Here is a 16,518-nt window from a genome sequence, read left to right as displayed (position 1 = left end):
CGAGATCGGTCGCGAGCAGGAGTACGTCTCGATGCTCTACGACCGGCTGGACGGGCTGCGCGAGCAGGCCGCCCGCCGGCTCGACGAGGAGCTGCGCCACACCGGCGGCACCCAGCAGGCCCGCTCGCAGCGTGACTCCACCGTGGCGATGTACGCCGACCAGGTCGAGCAGTACTCCGCCGTCGAGTCCGGCCTGTGCTTCGGCCGCCTCGACGGCGACGACGGCGCCGCCCGCTACATCGGCCGGATCGGCATCTTCGACACCTCCGGCGACTACGACCCGCTGCTGATGGACTGGCGGGCACCGGCCGCCCGCCCGTTCTACCTGGCCACCGCCGCCAACCCGCAGGGCGTACGCCGGCGTCGGCACCTGCGCACCCGCGACCGCAAGGTCACCGGGCTCAACGACGAGGTGCTGGACATCACCGCCGCCTCCCCCACCGCGCACGAGGAGGTCACCGGCGAGGCGTCGCTGCTGGCCGCGCTGAACGCCGGGCGCACCGGCCGGATGCGCGACATCGTCGAGACCATCCAGGTCGAGCAGGACCGGATCATCCGCGCCGACCTGCCCGGCGTGATGGTGGTGCAGGGCGGGCCGGGCACCGGCAAGACCGCGGTGGCGTTGCACCGGGCCGCGTACCTGCTCTACACCCACCGCCAGCAGCTCTCCACCCGGGGCGTGCTGCTGGTCGGGCCGAACGCCACGTTCCTGCGCTACATCTCCCAGGTGCTGCCGGCGCTCGCCGAGACCGGCGTGCTGCTGCGCACCCAGGCCGACCTCTTCCCCGGCGTGCACGCCCGGCGCGTCGAGCCCGCCACCACCGCCGCGCTCAAGGGCCGCGCCGTCTGGGCCGAGGCGCTCGCCGCGGCGGTCCGGGACCGGCAGTGGGTGCCGGCCGAACCGATCGCCGTCGAGCTGCCCCAGCGGGAGGTGCTCACGCTCGACCCGGAGACCGTGCGCCAGGCCCGCGACCGGGTCCGCCGCACCGGCCGCCCGCACAACCTGGCCCGCGCGCTGTTCGACATCGAGATCGTGCACGCGCTCGCCGACCAGGTGGCCGAGCGGATCGGCGCCGACCCGCTCGGCGGCGACAATCTGCTCTCCGAGGCCGACCGGGCGGAGATCCGCCGCGAGCTGCGCGAGGAACCGGAGATCGTGGCCGCGCTCGACGAGCTGTGGCCGGTGCTCACCCCGCAGCGCCTGCTCGCCGACCTGTTCGCGTCGCCGGAGCGACTCGCCACCGCCGCGCCGACGCTCACCGACGCCGAGCGGGCCGCCCTGCACCGGGAACCCGGCGGCTGGACCCCGGCCGACGTGCCGCTGCTGGACGAGGCCGCCGAGCTGCTCGGCGAGGACGAACGCGCCGCCGCCGCCCGCCGGGAACGGATCCGCACGATGGAACGCGAGTACGCCGAAGGTGTGCTGGAGATCTGGCGCGGCTCCCGCTCGATCGACGTGGAGGACGAGGCCGACGGCGGTGAGATCCTCGGCGTGACCGACCTGATCGACGCCGCCCGGCTCTCCGAACGGCAGGAGGAGTCCGACCGGCTCACCACCGCCCAGCGCGCCGCCGCGGACCGCACCTGGGCGTTCGGGCACGTCATCGTCGACGAGGCGCAGGAGCTGTCCCCGATGGCCTGGCGGCTGCTGATGCGCAGGTGCCCGAGCCGGTCCATGACGATCGTCGGGGACGTGGCGCAGACCGGCGCGCTCGCCGGCACGCCGTCCTGGGGTGAGGCGCTGCGCCCGTACGTGGCGGACCGGTGGCGGCTGGAGGAGCTGACCGTCAGCTACCGCACCCCGGCCGAGATCATGGCGGTCGCCGCCGGCGTGCTCGCCGAGATCGACCCGGCGTTGCGTCCACCCCGCTCGGTACGCGCCACCGGCGTACCCCCGTGGGACCGGACCGTCCCGGCGGACCGGCTCGTCGGCGAACTTGTCGAGGCGACCGCCCGGGAGGCCGCGTCGCTCGGCGACGGGCGGCTCGGCGTGATCGTGCCGACCGGCCGGGTGACCGAGCTGGGCGGCGCGGTGGTGGCGGCGCTACCGGAGGCGGCCGTGGGCGAGCAGCCGGAACTGGCGAACCGGGTGGTGGTGCTCGCCACCGAGCAGGCCAAGGGCCTGGAGTTCGACTCGGTGCTGGTGGTGGACCCGGACCGGATCGTGACCGAGTCCCCCCGCGGCCACAGCGACCTCTACGTGGCCCTCACCCGGGCCACGCAGCGCCTCGGCATCCTCCGGGTGTAAGGAGGGGGCCCCGCTTAACGTTTTCGGTAGAGGCGGGGCCCCTTATTAACACCACTCACCCGGGGTCGGCGCCCTCGTCGGTGACGTTGCCGACCTGAGCGCCGGGCGCCGAGGCGTCGCTCGTCGAGCCGCCGGCCGGGGTGCTCAGGCCGCCGGTCGTGGCGTCCCCGGTGGTGGTCGGGGCCACCTTGCCCCGGTGCTGCTCCGGCTGCCGGGCCACCCGGCGGGCGCTGGCCGGGCCGGCGGTGCCGCCGGTCGTGGTCACCGCGCCCTGGCCCCGGGTCGGACCGCCGTCGCGCAGCACGGTCGGGTCGACCGGCACATCCGCCGGGTCGTCCGGGTCCAGTTCCTGCCGCATCCGCTCGACGTCGGTCTGCGGCACCGTGACCTCGTCGAGCGCGCCCTCGCCGTACACCCCGCCGGCGACCCGCTGTTCGGCCTGCCGGGCGGCGTCCTGCCGCATGTCGTCCTCACGCACGTCGACCACCTCGCAGCTCTGAGTGGGTGTCCCCGGTGCGTGCCCGGGGGCCGGTGGCTGAAACCGGCGACACTCGGTCCGCCACGGCGTGCACAGCGGACATCTCGTACCGGGATGGCGGAATGTCCGGATCCACGACGCGGCGGATACCGACGGGATCCGGCGGTTACCTTGTCTCGGGGGCCGGGTAGACGGAGGGTGCCCCCGCCACAGAGCGCGAACCGTGCCGTGGCCGACCTGCGGTAGCGGGGCGAGGGTGTGCAGGTAACGACTCATCAAATCCTGAGGAGGACCAGATGAGCACGCAGGCTGCATCCACCAGGCCGATGAACCGGCCGATGTCCGACGTCCAGAGCCGGACGGGCATGCAGGAGTCGCCGACGCGTCCGATGCCGTCGATGCACGACGGTCACCGGGAGGAGATGCCCGCCCCCGGCACCGAGACGAAGCAGGCGTTCCTCACCACCGAGTTCTGGGTGTACGCCGCAGCCGCCGCGGTCGTCGTGATCGCCGCGTTCTGGCGGGGTACCACCGCCAACGGTCTGAACATCAACAACCCGAACCAGGCCTGGTGGTACCTGACCGCGCTGACCGGCGCGTACCTGGTCAGCCGGGGTCTGTCCAAGGCGGGCAGCGCGCGCCGCTCCGGCCGGGAGCGTCGGGGCCGGCACTGACCCGCTCCGCCACCCCAACGGCGACGCCCCCGGGATCCGCCCCGGGGGCGTCGTCGCGTGTGGTCACTCCTCGCCGAAGTCCCCGCCGTCGTCGCCGCCGAACGCGTCCTCCATCAGCTCACCGGCGACCAGACCACCGGCGACGCCGAGCGCGGCACCCGCCACCACGCCGCCCATGCCGGGGCCACGCCGGCCGTGGCCCCCGTAGTGGCCGGGGTGGCCGCCGAACCCCTGGGCGCGCAGGCCGCCGTACCGGGAGGTGGTCTCCCGCAGCCAACCGTCGACCACGGGCACCCAGTCGGTGCGGTCGGCGTCGGTGTGCGGGACGGAGTATCGACCGAAGGCGTCGTGCCCGGCGGTGAGGAAACCGCCGCGCTTGTCGCACTCGAGGATCACCTCGACGCCCTGCTGGCTGGTCACGAACGTCAACTCGACCTCGTTGACGGTCTGCGCGTACTGCGGCGAGGCGAAGAACTCGATCTCCTGATAGAACGGCAGCGTCTGCGGCACGCCGTAGATGTGACCGCGCTCCAGGTCGGCGTGCTTGAACCGGAAACCCAGCGCCTGGAAGGCGTCGAGGATCCGCTCGTGGATCGGCAGCGGGTGCACCGACACCTGGTCCAGGTCGGACTTGTCGACCGCCCGGGCCACCGCGACCTCGGTACGCAGACCCATGGTCATGCCGTGCAGCCGCTGGCCGTAGACGTCGGTGACCGGGGTCTCCCACGGCACCGGGAGCTGGAACGGGATGGCGAGCTGCTGCTTCGGCGCCAACTCGAACGCGCCGCTCACCGGCATCCGGTGGAACTCCATGACGCCGGCGTACTCGCTGTCGCCGCCCTCGATCTCGACCCGGGTGACCAGGCCGACGCTGATCTGTTCGATGCGCGTCGGCGCGTCGCCGCCGACCAGGTTGACGTGCCCGTCCAGGGCCAGCCCGGGCCGGGTGTTCGGGTTGGCGAGCACCGTGTCGACGCTGGGGCCGCCCACGCCGAACGCGCTCAACATCTTCTTGAAGACCATCGTCTCTCCCGGGGGACGGCGTTCCGACATGGACCGTCGGACGCATGGTGAGGGCACCCTAACCGCCGTCGCTGAGAAGTGCCTGTGAGACGCGCAGAGTCACCACGCGCAGGCGGGCACGCTCGGCGGTAGGCGGCAGCGCGGTTTTGGGTGCAGTTGTTGCTGCCAGGACGACAACAACTGCACCCAGAGACGCGGAGCCGGGCGCGATCTTCGCGCCACTGCCCATGGCCGCGGTCGAGGCGGTCCCCGGCGTCGGTCCCGGGGATCGACGTCGCCGGGGTCACCGGATCATGCCGGACCGGCGGCGCCGCGTCGGTCGGGCCGACCAGGGCGGGCCGTGCGAGCCCGACGGCGGACGAGGTCAGCCGACCTTCACCACGATCAGCTCGCCCACCTGTTCGCCGAGTTCCCGGCGGGCCGGCTCGGGCAGGCCGCCGTCGGTGATCAGCACGTCGGCCTCCTCCAGCGGGGCGATGGTGGCGATGCCGATGGTCTCCCACTTGGTGTGGTCGGCGAGCACCACCAGGCGGCGGGCGGCGCCGATGAGCCGGCGGTTCACCGCCGCCTCCAGCAGGTTGGGGGTGGTGAAGCCGGTACGGCGGCTCATCCCGTGTACGCCGAGGAAGAGCAGGTCGACGTTGAGCGCGGCGATGGCCGCCTCGGCGACCGGGCCGGTCAGCGCGTCCGACGGGGTACGGATGCCGCCGGTCAGCACGACGGTCTGGTCGGTCTGGTAGAGCGCGTCGGCGACCGGGATCGAGTTGGTGACCACGGTCAGCCCGCGTACCTCGGCGAGGCGGGCGGCGAGCGCGGCGGTGGTGGTGCCGGCGGAGAGCGCGACGGCCATGCCGGGTTCGACGAGCCCGGCGGCCCGCTCCACGATGGCCCGCTTCTCGGCCTGCTGCCGCGCCGACTTGGCGGCGAAGCCCGGTTCCTCGGTGGAGCCGGGGCCGGCGAGCGTCGCCCCGCCGTGCACCTTGTCGATCAGGCCGCGCTCGGCGAGCACCTCCAGATCGCGGCGGATGGTCATGTCCGACACGCCGAAGCGGCTCACCAGGTGACTGACCCGGACGCCGCCGCGCCGGCGGATCAGCTCCAGGATGGCGCTCTGCCGTTGCTGGGCGAGCATGTGGACCTCCTCGGCGCGAGCGGCAGGTTACCGGTCAGGCGGTCACGGGTTCGGGCGCGGTTTCCTCACGCACCACCGCCACCTCGCCCGGCGGCACCGTCAGTTCGCCGTCGCACCTGTCGCCGGTGAGCAACTCGACGCCGGTGACCGGTAGCCGCGCCGGCTCGTCGGTGTGGTTGACCACGAACAGCCAGCTCCGGTCCGCCGACCGGCGGCGGACCACCTCCACCCCCGCCGGCACGGGCGCCGCCGGGCGTACCCCGGCCTCGGCGAGCAGCCGGGCCACCAGCTTGTCGGTGGCCGCGTCGTCGAGCCGGGTGCCGACGTACCAGGCGGCGCCCGCGCCGACGACCCGCCGGGTCAGCGCCGGCACGCCCGGCAGGGGCCCGTCGGCGTACGCGGCCAGCACGTCGGCGTCCTCGGCGTGCAGCCACTCGGTCCACACGTCGGCGCGGGCACCGTCGTCGAGGCGTACCGTCTCGCCGGCACGCAGCGGGAAGAACTCCTCCACGCGGACGCCGAGCAGGTCGCGGAACGCGCCCGGGTAGCCGCCGAGCCGGATGTGGTCGTGTTCGTCGACGATGCCGCTGAAGTAGGTGACGAGCGCGGTGCCGCCGGCTTCGACGAAGCGCCGCAGCGCGGCCGTGTCGGCGTCGCGGGTGAGGTAGAGGGTGGGCACCAGGACGAGCCGGTAGCGGGACAGGTCGGTCGACGGGTGCACCACGTCGGCGGTGACGCCGGCCCGCCAGAGCGCCCCGTGCAGCGCGGCCAGCCGGTCGGCGTAGGTGACGTCGACGCTGGGGTGGGAGTCGAGTTCCGCGCCCCACCACGCCTCGTAGTCGAACAGCAGGGCGACGTCGGCGTCGACCCGGCTTCCGCGTACCTCGGCGAGCGCCCGCAGGTCGGCGCCGAGCCGGCAGACCTCGCGGAACACCTTGGTCTCCGGCCCGGCGTGCGGGACCAGCGCGGAGTGGAACTTCTCCGCGCCGGCCCGGGAGGCGCGCCACTGGAAGAACAGCACCCCGTCGGCGCCGCGCGCCACGTGCGCCAGGCTGTTGCGGCGCATCTGGCCGGGCGTCTTGGCCACGTTGCGGGGCTGCCAGTTGACCGCGCTCGTGGAGTGTTCCATCAGCAGCCAGGGTGCGCCGCCGGCCACGCCGCGGGTGTGGTCGGCGGCGAGCGCCAGGCCGACCTGCGGCTGCGGATCGGCGGCGCTGAGGTAGTGGTCGTTGGCGACCACGTCCACGTCGGACGCCCAGGAGTGGTAGTCCATGTGCTTGACGCCGATGCCGATCATGAAGTTGGTGGTGACCGGCTGGGCGACGAGCCGGGTCAGCAGTTCCCGTTCGGCGCGCAACTGGGCGCGTTGCTCGTCGGAGGAGAAGCGCAGGAAGTCGAGCTGCTGGGTCGGGTTGGCGAAGGTCGGCGCGGCGCGCGGCGGGTTCACCTCGGCCCAGTCGTGGTAGCGCTGGCTCCAGAACGCGGTGCCCCAGGCGGCGTTGAGCGTGTCCAGGTCGCCGTAGCGCTCGCGCAGCCACCGGCGGTACGCCTCGGCGCTGACGTCGCAGTAGCAGTGCACGTTGTGGCAGCCCAGCTCGTTGGAGACGTGCCAGAGCACGACCGCCGGGTGCGCGGCGTACCGCTTCGCGACGGCTTCGACGAGTGCGAGCGAGCGGGCCCGGAACACCGGTGAGCTGGGGCAGTATGCCTGCCGGCCGCCGGGCCACAGCACCGTGCCGTCGGCGCGGCGGGGCAGCGTCTCCGGGTGCCGGTGGGCCAGCCACGGCGGCGGGCTGGCGGTGGCGGTGGCCAGGTCGACGCGGATCCCGCCGCGGTGCAGCAGGTCCAGTGCCCGGTCCAGCCAGCCGAACTCGTAGTGGTCGGGGGCGGGTTCCAGCAGGGCCCAGGAGAAGATGCCGACCGAGACCAGGTTGACGCCGGCGCGGCGCATCAGGTCGACGTCCTCGGCCCACACCTCCTCGGGCCACTGCTCCGGGTTGTAGTCGGCGCCGTACCAGATGCCCTCGCCGTGCCAGGTCCGCATGAGAGCTGAGGGTGCCCCCGAACGCCACTCAAGTCAACACTTTCCAACATCGACAGGTGTTACAACGTTTACCAGCTTTTCCCCCTGCCCAGAACACCTTTGCGCCCTATTGACAGCGCAGAATCAAGGGGTAGCTTCAACCGCCACCGGCTTTTTCTGTTCGGACGTGTGGATTCTCGGTGGATCTCGTCGCACACCTCTCCACGCAGGAGGCACAATGTCCCGTCCCCGCTCGCAAGCCGAATACCTCGCCCGGCTCGTACCCCCGTCCGTCGCCGGCCTGCGCCGGCGCTCGCTGCTGGCCGGCACGGCCGGCGCGGGCGCGCTGCTCGCCACCGGCGCGCTCGCCGGCTGCGGCGACTCCGACTCCGGTTCCGACGGCGACGCGAAGACCGTCTCGCTCGGCTCGAACCAGTCGGACCCGAAGCCCAAGGACGTCACCGCCAAGGTGATGGAGGGCTTCACGACGTCCTCCGGGGTCACCGTCAACATCAACACGGTGGACCACAACACGTTCCAGGAGAACATCAACAACTATCTCCAGGGCAAACCGGACGACGTGTTCACCTGGTTCGCCGGCTACCGGATGCGGTTCTTCGCGGCCAAGGGCCTGGCCGGCGACCTCAGCGACGTCTGGGGCAAACTCGACGGCTTCTCCGACGCCTTCAAGAAGGCGTCCACAGGCGACGACGGCAAGCAGTACTTCGTGCCGGCGTCGTACTACCCGTGGGCGGTCTTCTACCGCAAGTCGGTCTGGGCGCAGCGCGGCTACCAGGTGCCGACCACGCTCGACCAGCTCACCACGCTCGGCGCGCAGATGAAGAAGGACGGGCTGAACCCGATCGCCTTCGCCGACAAGGACGGCTGGCCGGCGATGGGCACGTTCGACATCCTCAACCTGCGGATCAACGGCTACCAGTTCCACATCGACCTGATGGCCGGCAAGGAGGCATGGACCTCCGACAAGGTCAAGAAGGTCTTCGACACCTGGGCCGGGCTGCTCCCGCTGCACCAGCCGGACGCGCTGGGCCGCACCTGGCAGGAGGCCGCCCAGTCGTTGCAGCAGAAGAAGAGCGGCATGTATCTGCTGGGTCTCTTCGTCGGCCAGCAGTTCAGCGGCGCCGACCTGGAGGACCTGGACTTCTTCACGTTCCCCGAGGTCGACTCCACCGTCGGCGCGAAGGCCCTGGACGCGCCGATCGACGGCTACATGATGGCCCGCAAGCCGAAGTCCAAGGACGCGGCCACCAAGCTGCTGACGTACCTGGGTTCGAAGGACGCCGCCGACATCACGGTCAAGAACGACCCGAGCACGCTGGTCGCCAACAGCGGCGCGGACACCAGCGCCTACACCGCGCTCCAGAAGAAGGCCGCCGACCTGGTCGGCTCCGCCACCGAGATCGCCCAGTTCCTCGACCGGGACACCCGGCCGGACTTCGCCTCCACCGTGATGATCCCGGCGCTGCAGCAGTTCATCAAGGACCCGAAGGACATCGACGGGATGCTCACGAGCGTCGAGAACCAGAAGAAGTCGATCTTCACAAGCTGACGGCGGAAGGGGGAAGGACACCATGTCCGACCTGCCCCTGATCCAAGCGGATCGCGCCGTGCCGCCACCGGCCGCGACCACCACCACGGGTGGTCGCGGCCGACGGCTACGGCTCCTGTCCCGCACCGACCGCGTGGTGATCACGCTGATGGTGCTGGTGCCCCTGCTGCTCGTCCTCGGCCTGGTCTGGTTGCCGGCGGCGGCGACCGTGCTGCTCTCCGGCACGAACTGGGACGGCATCGGCCCGGTCGGCGAGATCGACTGGGTGGGGTGGAAGAACTACGACGACGTGGTGCACAACTACCCGCCGTTCGTCCCCGCGGTGCAGCACAACCTGCTCTGGCTGGCCGCGCTCTTCGTGGTGGCCACCCCGTTCGGCATGTTCCTCGCCGTGCTGCTGGACAAGGAACTGCGCGGCAGCCGGTTCTACCAGACCGCGCTCTACCTGCCGGTGGTGCTCTCGCTGGCGCTCGTCGGCTTCATCTGGCAGCTCATCTACAGCCGGGACCAGGGCCTGCTCAACGGCGTGTTCGGCGGACAGACCGACTGGTACGGCGACCCGGACGTCAACATCTGGGCCGTGCTGGTGGCCGCCGGCTGGCGCCACGTCGGCTACATCATGCTGCTCTACCTGGCCGGCCTCAAGGGCGTCGACCCGACGTTGCGGGAGGCCGCCGCGGTGGACGGCTCCTCGGAGACCAGCACGTTCTTCCGGGTCGTCTTCCCGGTGATGCGCCCGATCAACGTCATCGTGCTGGTGGTGACCGTGATCGAGTCGCTGCGCGCGTTCGACCTGGTCTGGGTGATCAACAAGGGCCGCAACGGGCTGGAGCTGATCTCCGCGCTGGTCACCCAGAACGTGGTCGGCGAGGCCAGCCGGATCGGCTTCGGCTCGGCGCTCGCGACGATCATGCTGGCCGTGTCGCTCGTCTTCATCACCATCTACCTCTGGACCGTCATGCGGGAGGACAAGCGATGACCGCCGCCGTCTCCCCCGGGCGCCGCCGGCCGGTGCGGCCCGCCCGGGTCGTCCTGCACGTCTTCCTGGGTACGGTCGCCGTCGGCTGGCTGTTCCCGCTGCTCTGGGCGGTGCTGACCTCGTTCCGCTCCTACCGGTACACCGCCGTCCACGGGTACGTCTCGCTCGGCGGCTGGACCGTCGACAACTACGTCACCGCGTGGCGCACCGCCGAGTTCGGCAAGCACTTCCTCAACTCGCTCTACATCACCGTCCCGGCGGTGCTGCTCACGCTCTTCCTCGCCTCGTGCGTGGCCTTCGTGATCGCCAGGTTCAGTTGGAAGCTCAACATCGCGCTGCTCGGCCTCTTCACCGCGGCGAACCTGCTGCCGCAGCAGTCCCTGCTCATCCCGCTGTTCCGGATGTTCACCGAGATCCCGCTGCCGGCCTGGATGAGCGACTCGGAGCTGCTCTACGACAGCTACTGGGGGCTGATCCTGGTCAACGTGGCGTTCCAGTGCGGCTTCTGCGTCTTCGTGCTGAGCAACTACATGAAGGCGCTGCCGCACGAGCTGTACGAGGCGGCGATGGTCGACGGGGCGAACGTGTGGCGGCAGTACTGGCAGGTGACCATGCCGCTGTGCCGGCCGGCCCTGGCCGCGCTGGCCACGCTGGAGGTGACCTGGATCTACAACGAGTTCTTCTGGGCCACCGTGCTGATGCGTACCGGCGACAAGTTCCCGGTGACCAGCTCACTGAACAACCTGCGCGGCGAGTTCTTCACCGACAACAACCTGGTCTCGGCCGGCTCGGTGCTCGTCGCGATCCCCACCCTGGTGATCTTCTTCCTGCTCCAGAAGCAGTTCGTCCGGGGTCTGACGCTGGGAGCCTCCAAGGGATGACGATCGTCCATCTGCGCCGCGCGCGGACCAGCCTGGTGCTCGACGCACGCGGCCCGGGCCTGCCCCGGATCGTGCACTGGGGCGCCGACCTGGGGCCGCTGTCCGCCGAGGACCTGCCCGCCCTCGTCGACGCCACCGTCGCGCCCGTGGTGCCGAGCAGCTTCGACGCGCCGACCGTGCTGTCGCTGCTGCCGGAGGCGAGCGCCGGGTGGAGCGGGCGTCCCGGGCTGGCCGGTCACCGCGACGGCCGGGACTGGTCCACCGCCTTCCGCCTCACCGGCGTAGACCTGCCCTCCGAGCTGTTAGGAGGGGCCCCTTCCTCTACCCCAGGCGTTAACAGGGGCCCCCTCCTTCTCACCGTGCGGGCGGCGGACCCGGGGGCGGGGTTGGGGCTGACCGTCGAGATCACGCTGGACGACGCGGGGGTGCTGACGCTGCGGCACCGGGTGCGCAACGACGGCGACGGCCGCTACGAGCTGCGCGAGCTGACGCCGGTGCTGCCGGTGTCGGCGGTCGCCACCGAACTGCTCGACCTGACTGGACGCTGGTGCCGGGAACGCGCGCCGCAGCGGCACCCGTGGCCGATGGGCGCCTGGGTCCGCGAGGGGCGGCACGGCCGCACCGGGCACGACGCCACGCTGCTGCTGGTCGCCGGCACCCCCGGCTTCGGTTTCGGGCACGGCGAGGTGTGGGCGGTGCACACCGCGTGGAGCGGCGACCACGTCACGGTGGCCGAGCGACGCCCCACCGGCGAGGCCACGCTGGGCGGCGGCGAGCTGCTCGCCCCGGGCGAGATCGTGCTCGGGCCGGGCGAGGAGTACGCCACCCCGCTGCTCTACGCCGCGCACTCCGCGAACGGGCTGGACGGGCTCAGCGACGTGCTGCACACCCATCTACGCGCCCGGCCCGGTCATCCGCGTTCGCCCCGCCCCGTCACCCTCAACGTGTGGGAGGCGGTCTACTTCGACCACGACCTGGACCGGCTGCGGACGCTCGCCGACCGGGCCGCCGAGGTGGGCGTGGAACGCTTCGTCCTCGACGACGGCTGGTTCCGCGGCCGGCGGCACGACTTCGCCGGGCTCGGCGACTGGTTCGTCGACGAGCAGGTCTGGGCGGGTGGGCTGCAACCCCTCATCGACCACGTACGCGGGCACGGCATGCAGTTCGGGCTCTGGGTCGAGCCGGAGATGGTCAACCCCGACTCCGACCTGTTCCGCGCCCACCCCGACTGGGTGCTCCAGACCCCCGGCCGGCTGCCCCTGCCGTGGCGGCACCAGCAGGTGCTCGACCTGGCCCACCCGGGCGCGTACGCGCACCTGCTCGACCGGCTCGACGCGGTGCTGACCGAGCACGACGGCATCGCCTACCTGAAGTGGGACCACAACCGCGACCTCACCGAGGCCGGGCACGCCGGCCGGCCCGGCGTACACGCCCAGACGCTCGCGGCCTACCGCCTGCTCGACGAGCTGCGCGCCCGCCACCCGGGCCTGGAGATCGAGAGCTGCTCGTCCGGCGGCGCCCGGGTCGACCTGGAGATCCTGCGCCGCACCGACCGGGTCTGGGCCAGCGACTGCAACGACGCGCTGGAACGGCTCGCCATCCAACGCTGGACCGGGCTGCTGCTGCCGCCGGAGCTGATCGGCACGCACATCGGGCCGGAACGTTCGCACACCACGCGCCGGGTGCACGACCTCGGCTTCCGGGCGGTCACCGCGCTCTTCGGCCACCACGGCATCGAGTGGGACATCAGCGCGATCGACGCCACCGCGCGGGCCGAACTCGCCGCCTGGGTCGCGCTGCACAAGCGGCTGCGCCCGCTGCTGCACGGCGGTCGGGTCGTCCGGGTCGACCACCCGGATGAGGCCGTGCAGGCCCACGGCGTGGTCGCCCACGACCGCTCCCGGGCGGTGTACGCGATCAGCCGGCTGGCCACGTCCGTCGCGCAGGTGCCGGGCGCGGTACGGCTGCCGGGACTGGACCCGGCGCGGCGCTACCGGGTGCGCCCGCCGGCCGGCGTGCCGGAGCCGGCCCTGTTGGAGCTGACCCCGCCGGCTTGGCTGGCCGGTGCCGGTGCCGGGGTGGTGCTGGCCGGGTCGGTGCTCGGCGCGGTCGGCCTGCAACTGCCGGCCCTGCATCCGGAGCAGGCGCTGCTGCTGGAGGTCACCGCCGTCTGACCTGTTTCGGGTGCGTCTGTCGTCGCTCGGACAACGTCAGACGCACCCGAAGCCGAGCGGATGTCAGGTCGGCCGGCGGGTGGTGTCGCGCAGCGCCAGGGCCACGGTGGCGAACAGGGCGGCGCCGCAGCCCACACCGGAGACCAGGCCGACCGCTCCCGCGTCGCCGCCGAGGGCGTAGGTGAGGAAGCCGGCCACGCCGAGCGCGGTCATCACCGCGCCGAGCCAGTGGTAACGCGGCATCTTCCAGACCGTCGCCAGGCCGAAGAAGTGCACGCCGACCACCACCGCGACCCAGGCCACCGCCACGGCGGGCCGGTCGAGCACGCCGTTGATCACGGCCAGGCCGCCGAAGAGGGCGACCGCCTCCAGCGCCACCACGATCCAGTAGCGGCGGTCCATGAACCCGGCCGCCTCCGGTCCCTGCGCTGCCGGTGGGGCGTGCCGGGCCACCCGGAACAGGCCGACCAGGAGCAGCGCGGCCACCAGCAGACCGACCACCCGCACCACGAGCGGCCACGGCGAAGGCAGGCCACCGCTGTTGACCAGGATGAAGACGGTCCCGAACGAGATCGCCACGAGCGAGCCGATCACCAGCCCCGACGGTCGTCCCCTGGTCCCCGGCGTACTCATCGCGTCCCCTCCCGACGATCGCGCCGGCCGGTCGGCGCGACGCGCGCCAGATCGTACGGCAGCCCGGCCCGTACGCCCGCACCTCGCCCAGTGTCAGGATTCGGGCCGACGCCGTTTCCTGAGGATCGTCGCCGGGCGCCTACGCCTCTGCAACGTATGTTCCCGACCCCGGTACGCCCACCACGATGCCGTGCGCTTTGAGGATGTCCACGGCACGTGCGACGGTGCGCCGGGCTGAGCCGTACTCAGCGGCAAGTGCGTCGTACGTCGGCAGGCGGCTCCCGCGCGGAAACTCCCCGGCGCCGATGCGGCGGGTCAGATCGTCGGCGATCTCCTTCGCCGTGTGCGGGATGGGCACGGGCGTCATCGTGCCGCCTACCCGGATCAGCACCGCTGACACGCCTGGCACTGCTTGCCCTGCTTGCACTACTGGCACTAGATTTTCAGGAAAGGCGCGGCTCGTGGTGGACGTCATGTCGGTGCGGACCGTCGGCCATCGGAGGGCGTCCTGACCCCCGGCACGGATCAGGGCGCCCCACCGGCTTGTCACGGAGGTGGATCGGTGCTGTCCGAGGAAGAGCCGATGCGCGTGCCAGTCAACACCAACGTTTGGTGGTGGCCTACCCGGATTGACCGGTTGGAGTGCGGCGAGTGCGGCTCACCGTTGCCGATGCATCGACTCACGGCGCTGTCCGAACTGGCTGAGGCGATCGAGGATCACGCCCGAGAGTGCGTCGCCTTCCGAGAGGACGGTTCGGGTTAAGAAGCGTTTCGAGGCGAGGGTGAGTACGCCGGGTTCGTCTTCCGCCGCTTCGCGCGGCTGCTCTCGACGGGTGCTGGAGACACCCATAGCGTTCCACCCACGCCCCATTTGGCCGGCGAGTGGAACGCCACGGGTGTGTCAGGGCGCTGGAGACACCCATAGCGTTCCACCCACGCCCCGCCCGGCTAGTGGATGGAACGGTATGGGTGTGTCCGGGTGCCGGAGTGACCGCCGAATGGTTCGGTCGAATCGAAGCCGAGGCGGCGGAGGCTGAGTCGTCTCTGCCCTCCCAGCAGGCACGCCGACGGTCCGACCGCACCGGCCTGAGGCGTACCCGGAGAAGGGTGGCCGGGTCCGCGCGGACCCGGCCACCGGCGTGCGCGGGGTCGGTCAGCTCGCGGTGCAGGTCACCGCGGGCGTCGCGTTGGTGCCGGTCCAACTGCCGATGAAGCCGAAGCTGGTGCTCGCGCCGGCGCCGAGCCGGCCGTTGTAGTCCACGTTGCGGGCGGTCCAGTTCGACCCGCTGTTGCTGACCGTGGCGTTCCACGCCTGGCTGACGGCCTGACCGTTGGCGAAGGTCCACTTCACCGTCCAGCCGCTGATCGCGGCGGAGCCCGCGGTCACCTTGACGTCGCCCTGGAAGCCGCCCTGCCAGGAGTTGGTGACGGTGTAGGCGGCGGTGCAGCCACCGGCCGGCGGCGGTGTGCTGGTCGGCGGCGTGGTCGGGCTGGGGCTGGTGGTGGGGCTCGTGGTCGGGCTCGGGCTGGTGGTGGGGCTGGTCGTCGGGCTGGGCGAGCTGCCGGCGTAGACCGAGGCCTCGCGGGAGGTGGCGGTGATGCCGTTGGCCCCGGCGAAGATGCGCTGGCCCCAACTGGTGAGCTGGGCCGGGTTGAAGTTGGTGGTCATGTCGAGGTATTCGACGCCGCCGCCGTTGCCGCTCCACGACCAGCCCAGGTAGCCGATCCGGTTGGCCTGGGCGTACGACATGATGGTGTCCTCGTCGGGGTTGCCGTCGGAGTGGTTGAAGCCGAACTCGCCGACCACGATGGGCAGCCCGGCGGTGCGGAACCGGCCCAGGTAGTCGGTGATCTCCGCGGCGGTGTCGAAGACGCCGTACATGTGGATGGAGAAGACGGTGTTGCGCTGCGGGTCGGCGGCGAACACGGTGCCGGCGTTGTCGCGCATGGTGAACGTCCAGTCCTGGCCCCAGTTCGGCGCGTCCACCATGATCGTGTGGGTGAGGCCGCCGGCGCGCAGCCGCTTGATCGCGTTCGAGGTGTCGGTGGTCCAGGCGCTGTAGCCCTGGTTGCCGAACGGCTCGTTGCCGATGTTGACGATGACGTACTTCTCCTGGCCCTTGAGCACGTCGGCGATGCTCAGCCAGTAGTCGGTGGCCTTGGCCAGGGTGGTGGCCGCGCCGTCCTCGCCGTACCCGGTGGTGTCGTGCGCCTCCAGCACGCAGATGAGGCGGTTGGCCTTGCACAGCGAGATCACGTTCGCCACGTCGGCGGCGCTGTTCTTCGTCCACCGGTCGCCGGTGGCAAGCACCACCCGGACGGTGTTGGCGCCGAGCGCCTTGATGTTGGCGAACGAGCTGGTCTGCTGCGGGTACCAGGTGTGCGCGTGGTTGACCCCGCGCATGACGAACTCGGTGCCGTTGGCGTCGTAGAGCCGCCCGTTGGAGACGGAGAAACCGGTGGCGGCCTGCGCCGGCTGCCCGAAGGCGAAGACGGAGGCGAGGGCCGTCAGCAGGGCGACGCCCGCGACGGAGAGCATTTTCTTCATGGCTGTCCTCAGAAGGTGGCGACGTCCCGGACGCCGGCATCAGCGTAGGACGATGCATCGCCGAAGGCAACCGGTTAAGTCCTGTGGCGGCCCGTGTCGTCACGGGCCGCCACAGGGGCGGTCACCCCCACCACAGGATGGTGCGCCTCCCGGCC

The 16,518-nt window shown here is 71.7% G+C and carries 14 protein-coding genes; 6 read left to right on the top strand and 8 right to left on the bottom strand.

The features are described from left to right. Window positions 1-31 precede the first annotated feature (31 nt). The gene (locus tag O7619_RS12585; RefSeq protein WP_282288806.1) at window positions 32-2,248 is read left to right on the top strand and encodes an AAA family ATPase; all 2,217 of its coding nucleotides are present in this window, start codon (window positions 32-34) and stop codon (window positions 2,246-2,248) included. A gap of 55 nt (window positions 2,249-2,303) precedes the next feature. Here O7619_RS12585 and O7619_RS12580 read toward each other — a convergent pair whose 3' ends face one another. Beyond that, window positions 2,304-2,726 carry a hypothetical protein gene (locus O7619_RS12580; RefSeq protein WP_281590414.1) on the bottom strand — a complete coding sequence of 141 codons (423 nt, stop codon included), beginning with the start codon at window positions 2,724-2,726 and terminating at the stop codon, window positions 2,304-2,306. A gap of 338 nt (window positions 2,727-3,064) precedes the next feature. Between O7619_RS12580 and O7619_RS12575 the strand changes: the two genes are divergently transcribed. Beyond that, entirely contained in the window at window positions 3,065-3,400 is a 336-nt protein-coding gene (locus O7619_RS12575) for a hypothetical protein (RefSeq protein WP_282288804.1), read from the top strand. 63 nt (window positions 3,401-3,463) lie between these two features. Here O7619_RS12575 and O7619_RS12570 read toward each other — a convergent pair whose 3' ends face one another. From O7619_RS12570 to O7619_RS12560, 3 genes are all read right to left on the bottom strand, one after another. After that, window positions 3,464-4,423 (bottom strand): sporulation protein, encoded by a 960-nt coding sequence (locus O7619_RS12570; protein WP_282287825.1) that lies wholly within the window; start codon window positions 4,421-4,423, stop codon window positions 3,464-3,466. A 364-nt stretch (window positions 4,424-4,787) separates the two neighbouring features. Further along, window positions 4,788-5,555, bottom strand: a complete 768-nt coding sequence (locus O7619_RS12565; protein WP_282287824.1) for a DeoR/GlpR family DNA-binding transcription regulator — start codon at window positions 5,553-5,555, stop codon at window positions 4,788-4,790. 34 nt (window positions 5,556-5,589) lie between these two features. Continuing rightward, window positions 5,590-7,599 carry a beta-galactosidase gene (locus O7619_RS12560; RefSeq protein WP_282287823.1) on the bottom strand — a complete coding sequence of 670 codons (2,010 nt, stop codon included), beginning with the start codon at window positions 7,597-7,599 and terminating at the stop codon, window positions 5,590-5,592. A gap of 217 nt (window positions 7,600-7,816) precedes the next feature. Between O7619_RS12560 and O7619_RS12555 the strand changes: the two genes are divergently transcribed. The 4 genes from O7619_RS12555 to O7619_RS12540 are packed head-to-tail and all read left to right on the top strand — an operon-like array spanning window position 7,817 to window position 13,182. Then, window positions 7,817-9,148, top strand: coding sequence for an ABC transporter substrate-binding protein (locus tag O7619_RS12555; RefSeq protein WP_282287822.1), 1,332 nt, complete (start codon window positions 7,817-7,819; stop codon window positions 9,146-9,148). Between the two features lie 22 nt (window positions 9,149-9,170). After that, entirely contained in the window at window positions 9,171-10,127 is a 957-nt protein-coding gene (locus O7619_RS12550) for a sugar ABC transporter permease (protein WP_282287821.1), read from the top strand. Further along, window positions 10,124-11,008 carry a carbohydrate ABC transporter permease gene (locus O7619_RS12545; RefSeq protein ID WP_282287820.1) on the top strand — a complete coding sequence of 295 codons (885 nt, stop codon included), beginning with the start codon at window positions 10,124-10,126 and terminating at the stop codon, window positions 11,006-11,008. The genes O7619_RS12550 and O7619_RS12545 overlap by 4 nt, the downstream gene beginning before the upstream one ends. Then, the gene (locus O7619_RS12540; protein ID WP_282287818.1) at window positions 11,005-13,182 is read left to right on the top strand and encodes an alpha-galactosidase; all 2,178 of its coding nucleotides are present in this window, start codon (window positions 11,005-11,007) and stop codon (window positions 13,180-13,182) included. Before O7619_RS12545 ends, O7619_RS12540 begins: the two co-directional genes overlap by 4 nt. A 63-nt stretch (window positions 13,183-13,245) precedes the next feature. Here the strand turns inward: O7619_RS12540 and O7619_RS12535 are convergent, their stop codons facing one another. From O7619_RS12535 to O7619_RS12520, 4 genes are all read right to left on the bottom strand, one after another. Beyond that, window positions 13,246-13,815 carry a hypothetical protein gene (locus tag O7619_RS12535; RefSeq protein ID WP_282287817.1) on the bottom strand — a complete coding sequence of 190 codons (570 nt, stop codon included), beginning with the start codon at window positions 13,813-13,815 and terminating at the stop codon, window positions 13,246-13,248. A gap of 139 nt (window positions 13,816-13,954) precedes the next feature. Beyond that, window positions 13,955-14,215: a winged helix-turn-helix domain-containing protein gene (locus O7619_RS12530; protein ID WP_282287816.1), complete on the bottom strand. Its 261-nt coding sequence runs from the start codon at window positions 14,213-14,215 to the stop codon at window positions 13,955-13,957. Between the two features lie 258 nt (window positions 14,216-14,473). Further along, window positions 14,474-14,665, bottom strand: coding sequence for a hypothetical protein (locus O7619_RS12525; protein ID WP_282287815.1), 192 nt, complete (start codon window positions 14,663-14,665; stop codon window positions 14,474-14,476). A gap of 303 nt (window positions 14,666-14,968) precedes the next feature. Then, entirely contained in the window at window positions 14,969-16,363 is a 1,395-nt protein-coding gene (locus O7619_RS12520) for a cellulase family glycosylhydrolase (RefSeq protein ID WP_282287814.1), read from the bottom strand. Between the last annotated feature and the right edge of the window lie 155 nt (window positions 16,364-16,518).

Origin of the sequence: Micromonospora sp. WMMD998 (assembly GCF_029581235.1) — a bacterium.
GTDB lineage: Bacteria > Actinomycetota > Actinomycetes > Mycobacteriales > Micromonosporaceae > Micromonospora.
Note: the sequence above shows the minus strand (reverse complement) of the source record. Positions and strands in the feature narration are given on the sequence as shown.

What these genes read in the sequence shown, in the direction of transcription:
- O7619_RS12575 (WP_282288804.1), top strand. Translation starts at nt 3,065, where the DNA reads ATGTCCGACGTCCAGAGCCGGACGGGCATGCAGGAGTCGCCGACGCGT.
- O7619_RS12565 (WP_282287824.1), bottom strand. Translation starts at nt 5,555, where the DNA reads ATGCTCGCCCAGCAACGGCAGAGCGCCATCCTGGAGCTGATCCGCCGG.
- O7619_RS12535 (WP_282287817.1), bottom strand. Translation starts at nt 13,815, where the DNA reads ATGAGTACGCCGGGGACCAGGGGACGACCGTCGGGGCTGGTGATCGGC.
- O7619_RS12560 (WP_282287823.1), bottom strand. Translation starts at nt 7,599, where the DNA reads ATGCGGACCTGGCACGGCGAGGGCATCTGGTACGGCGCCGACTACAAC.
- O7619_RS12555 (WP_282287822.1), top strand. Translation starts at nt 7,817, where the DNA reads ATGTCCCGTCCCCGCTCGCAAGCCGAATACCTCGCCCGGCTCGTACCC.
- O7619_RS12570 (WP_282287825.1), bottom strand. Translation starts at nt 4,423, where the DNA reads ATGGTCTTCAAGAAGATGTTGAGCGCGTTCGGCGTGGGCGGCCCCAGC.
- O7619_RS12585 (WP_282288806.1), top strand. Translation starts at nt 32, where the DNA reads ATGCTCTACGACCGGCTGGACGGGCTGCGCGAGCAGGCCGCCCGCCGG.
- O7619_RS12520 (WP_282287814.1), bottom strand. Translation starts at nt 16,363, where the DNA reads ATGAAGAAAATGCTCTCCGTCGCGGGCGTCGCCCTGCTGACGGCCCTC.
- O7619_RS12550 (WP_282287821.1), top strand. Translation starts at nt 9,171, where the DNA reads ATGTCCGACCTGCCCCTGATCCAAGCGGATCGCGCCGTGCCGCCACCG.
- O7619_RS12525 (WP_282287815.1), bottom strand. Translation starts at nt 14,665, where the DNA reads ATGGGTGTCTCCAGCACCCGTCGAGAGCAGCCGCGCGAAGCGGCGGAA.
- O7619_RS12545 (WP_282287820.1), top strand. Translation starts at nt 10,124, where the DNA reads ATGACCGCCGCCGTCTCCCCCGGGCGCCGCCGGCCGGTGCGGCCCGCC.
- O7619_RS12540 (WP_282287818.1), top strand. Translation starts at nt 11,005, where the DNA reads ATGACGATCGTCCATCTGCGCCGCGCGCGGACCAGCCTGGTGCTCGAC.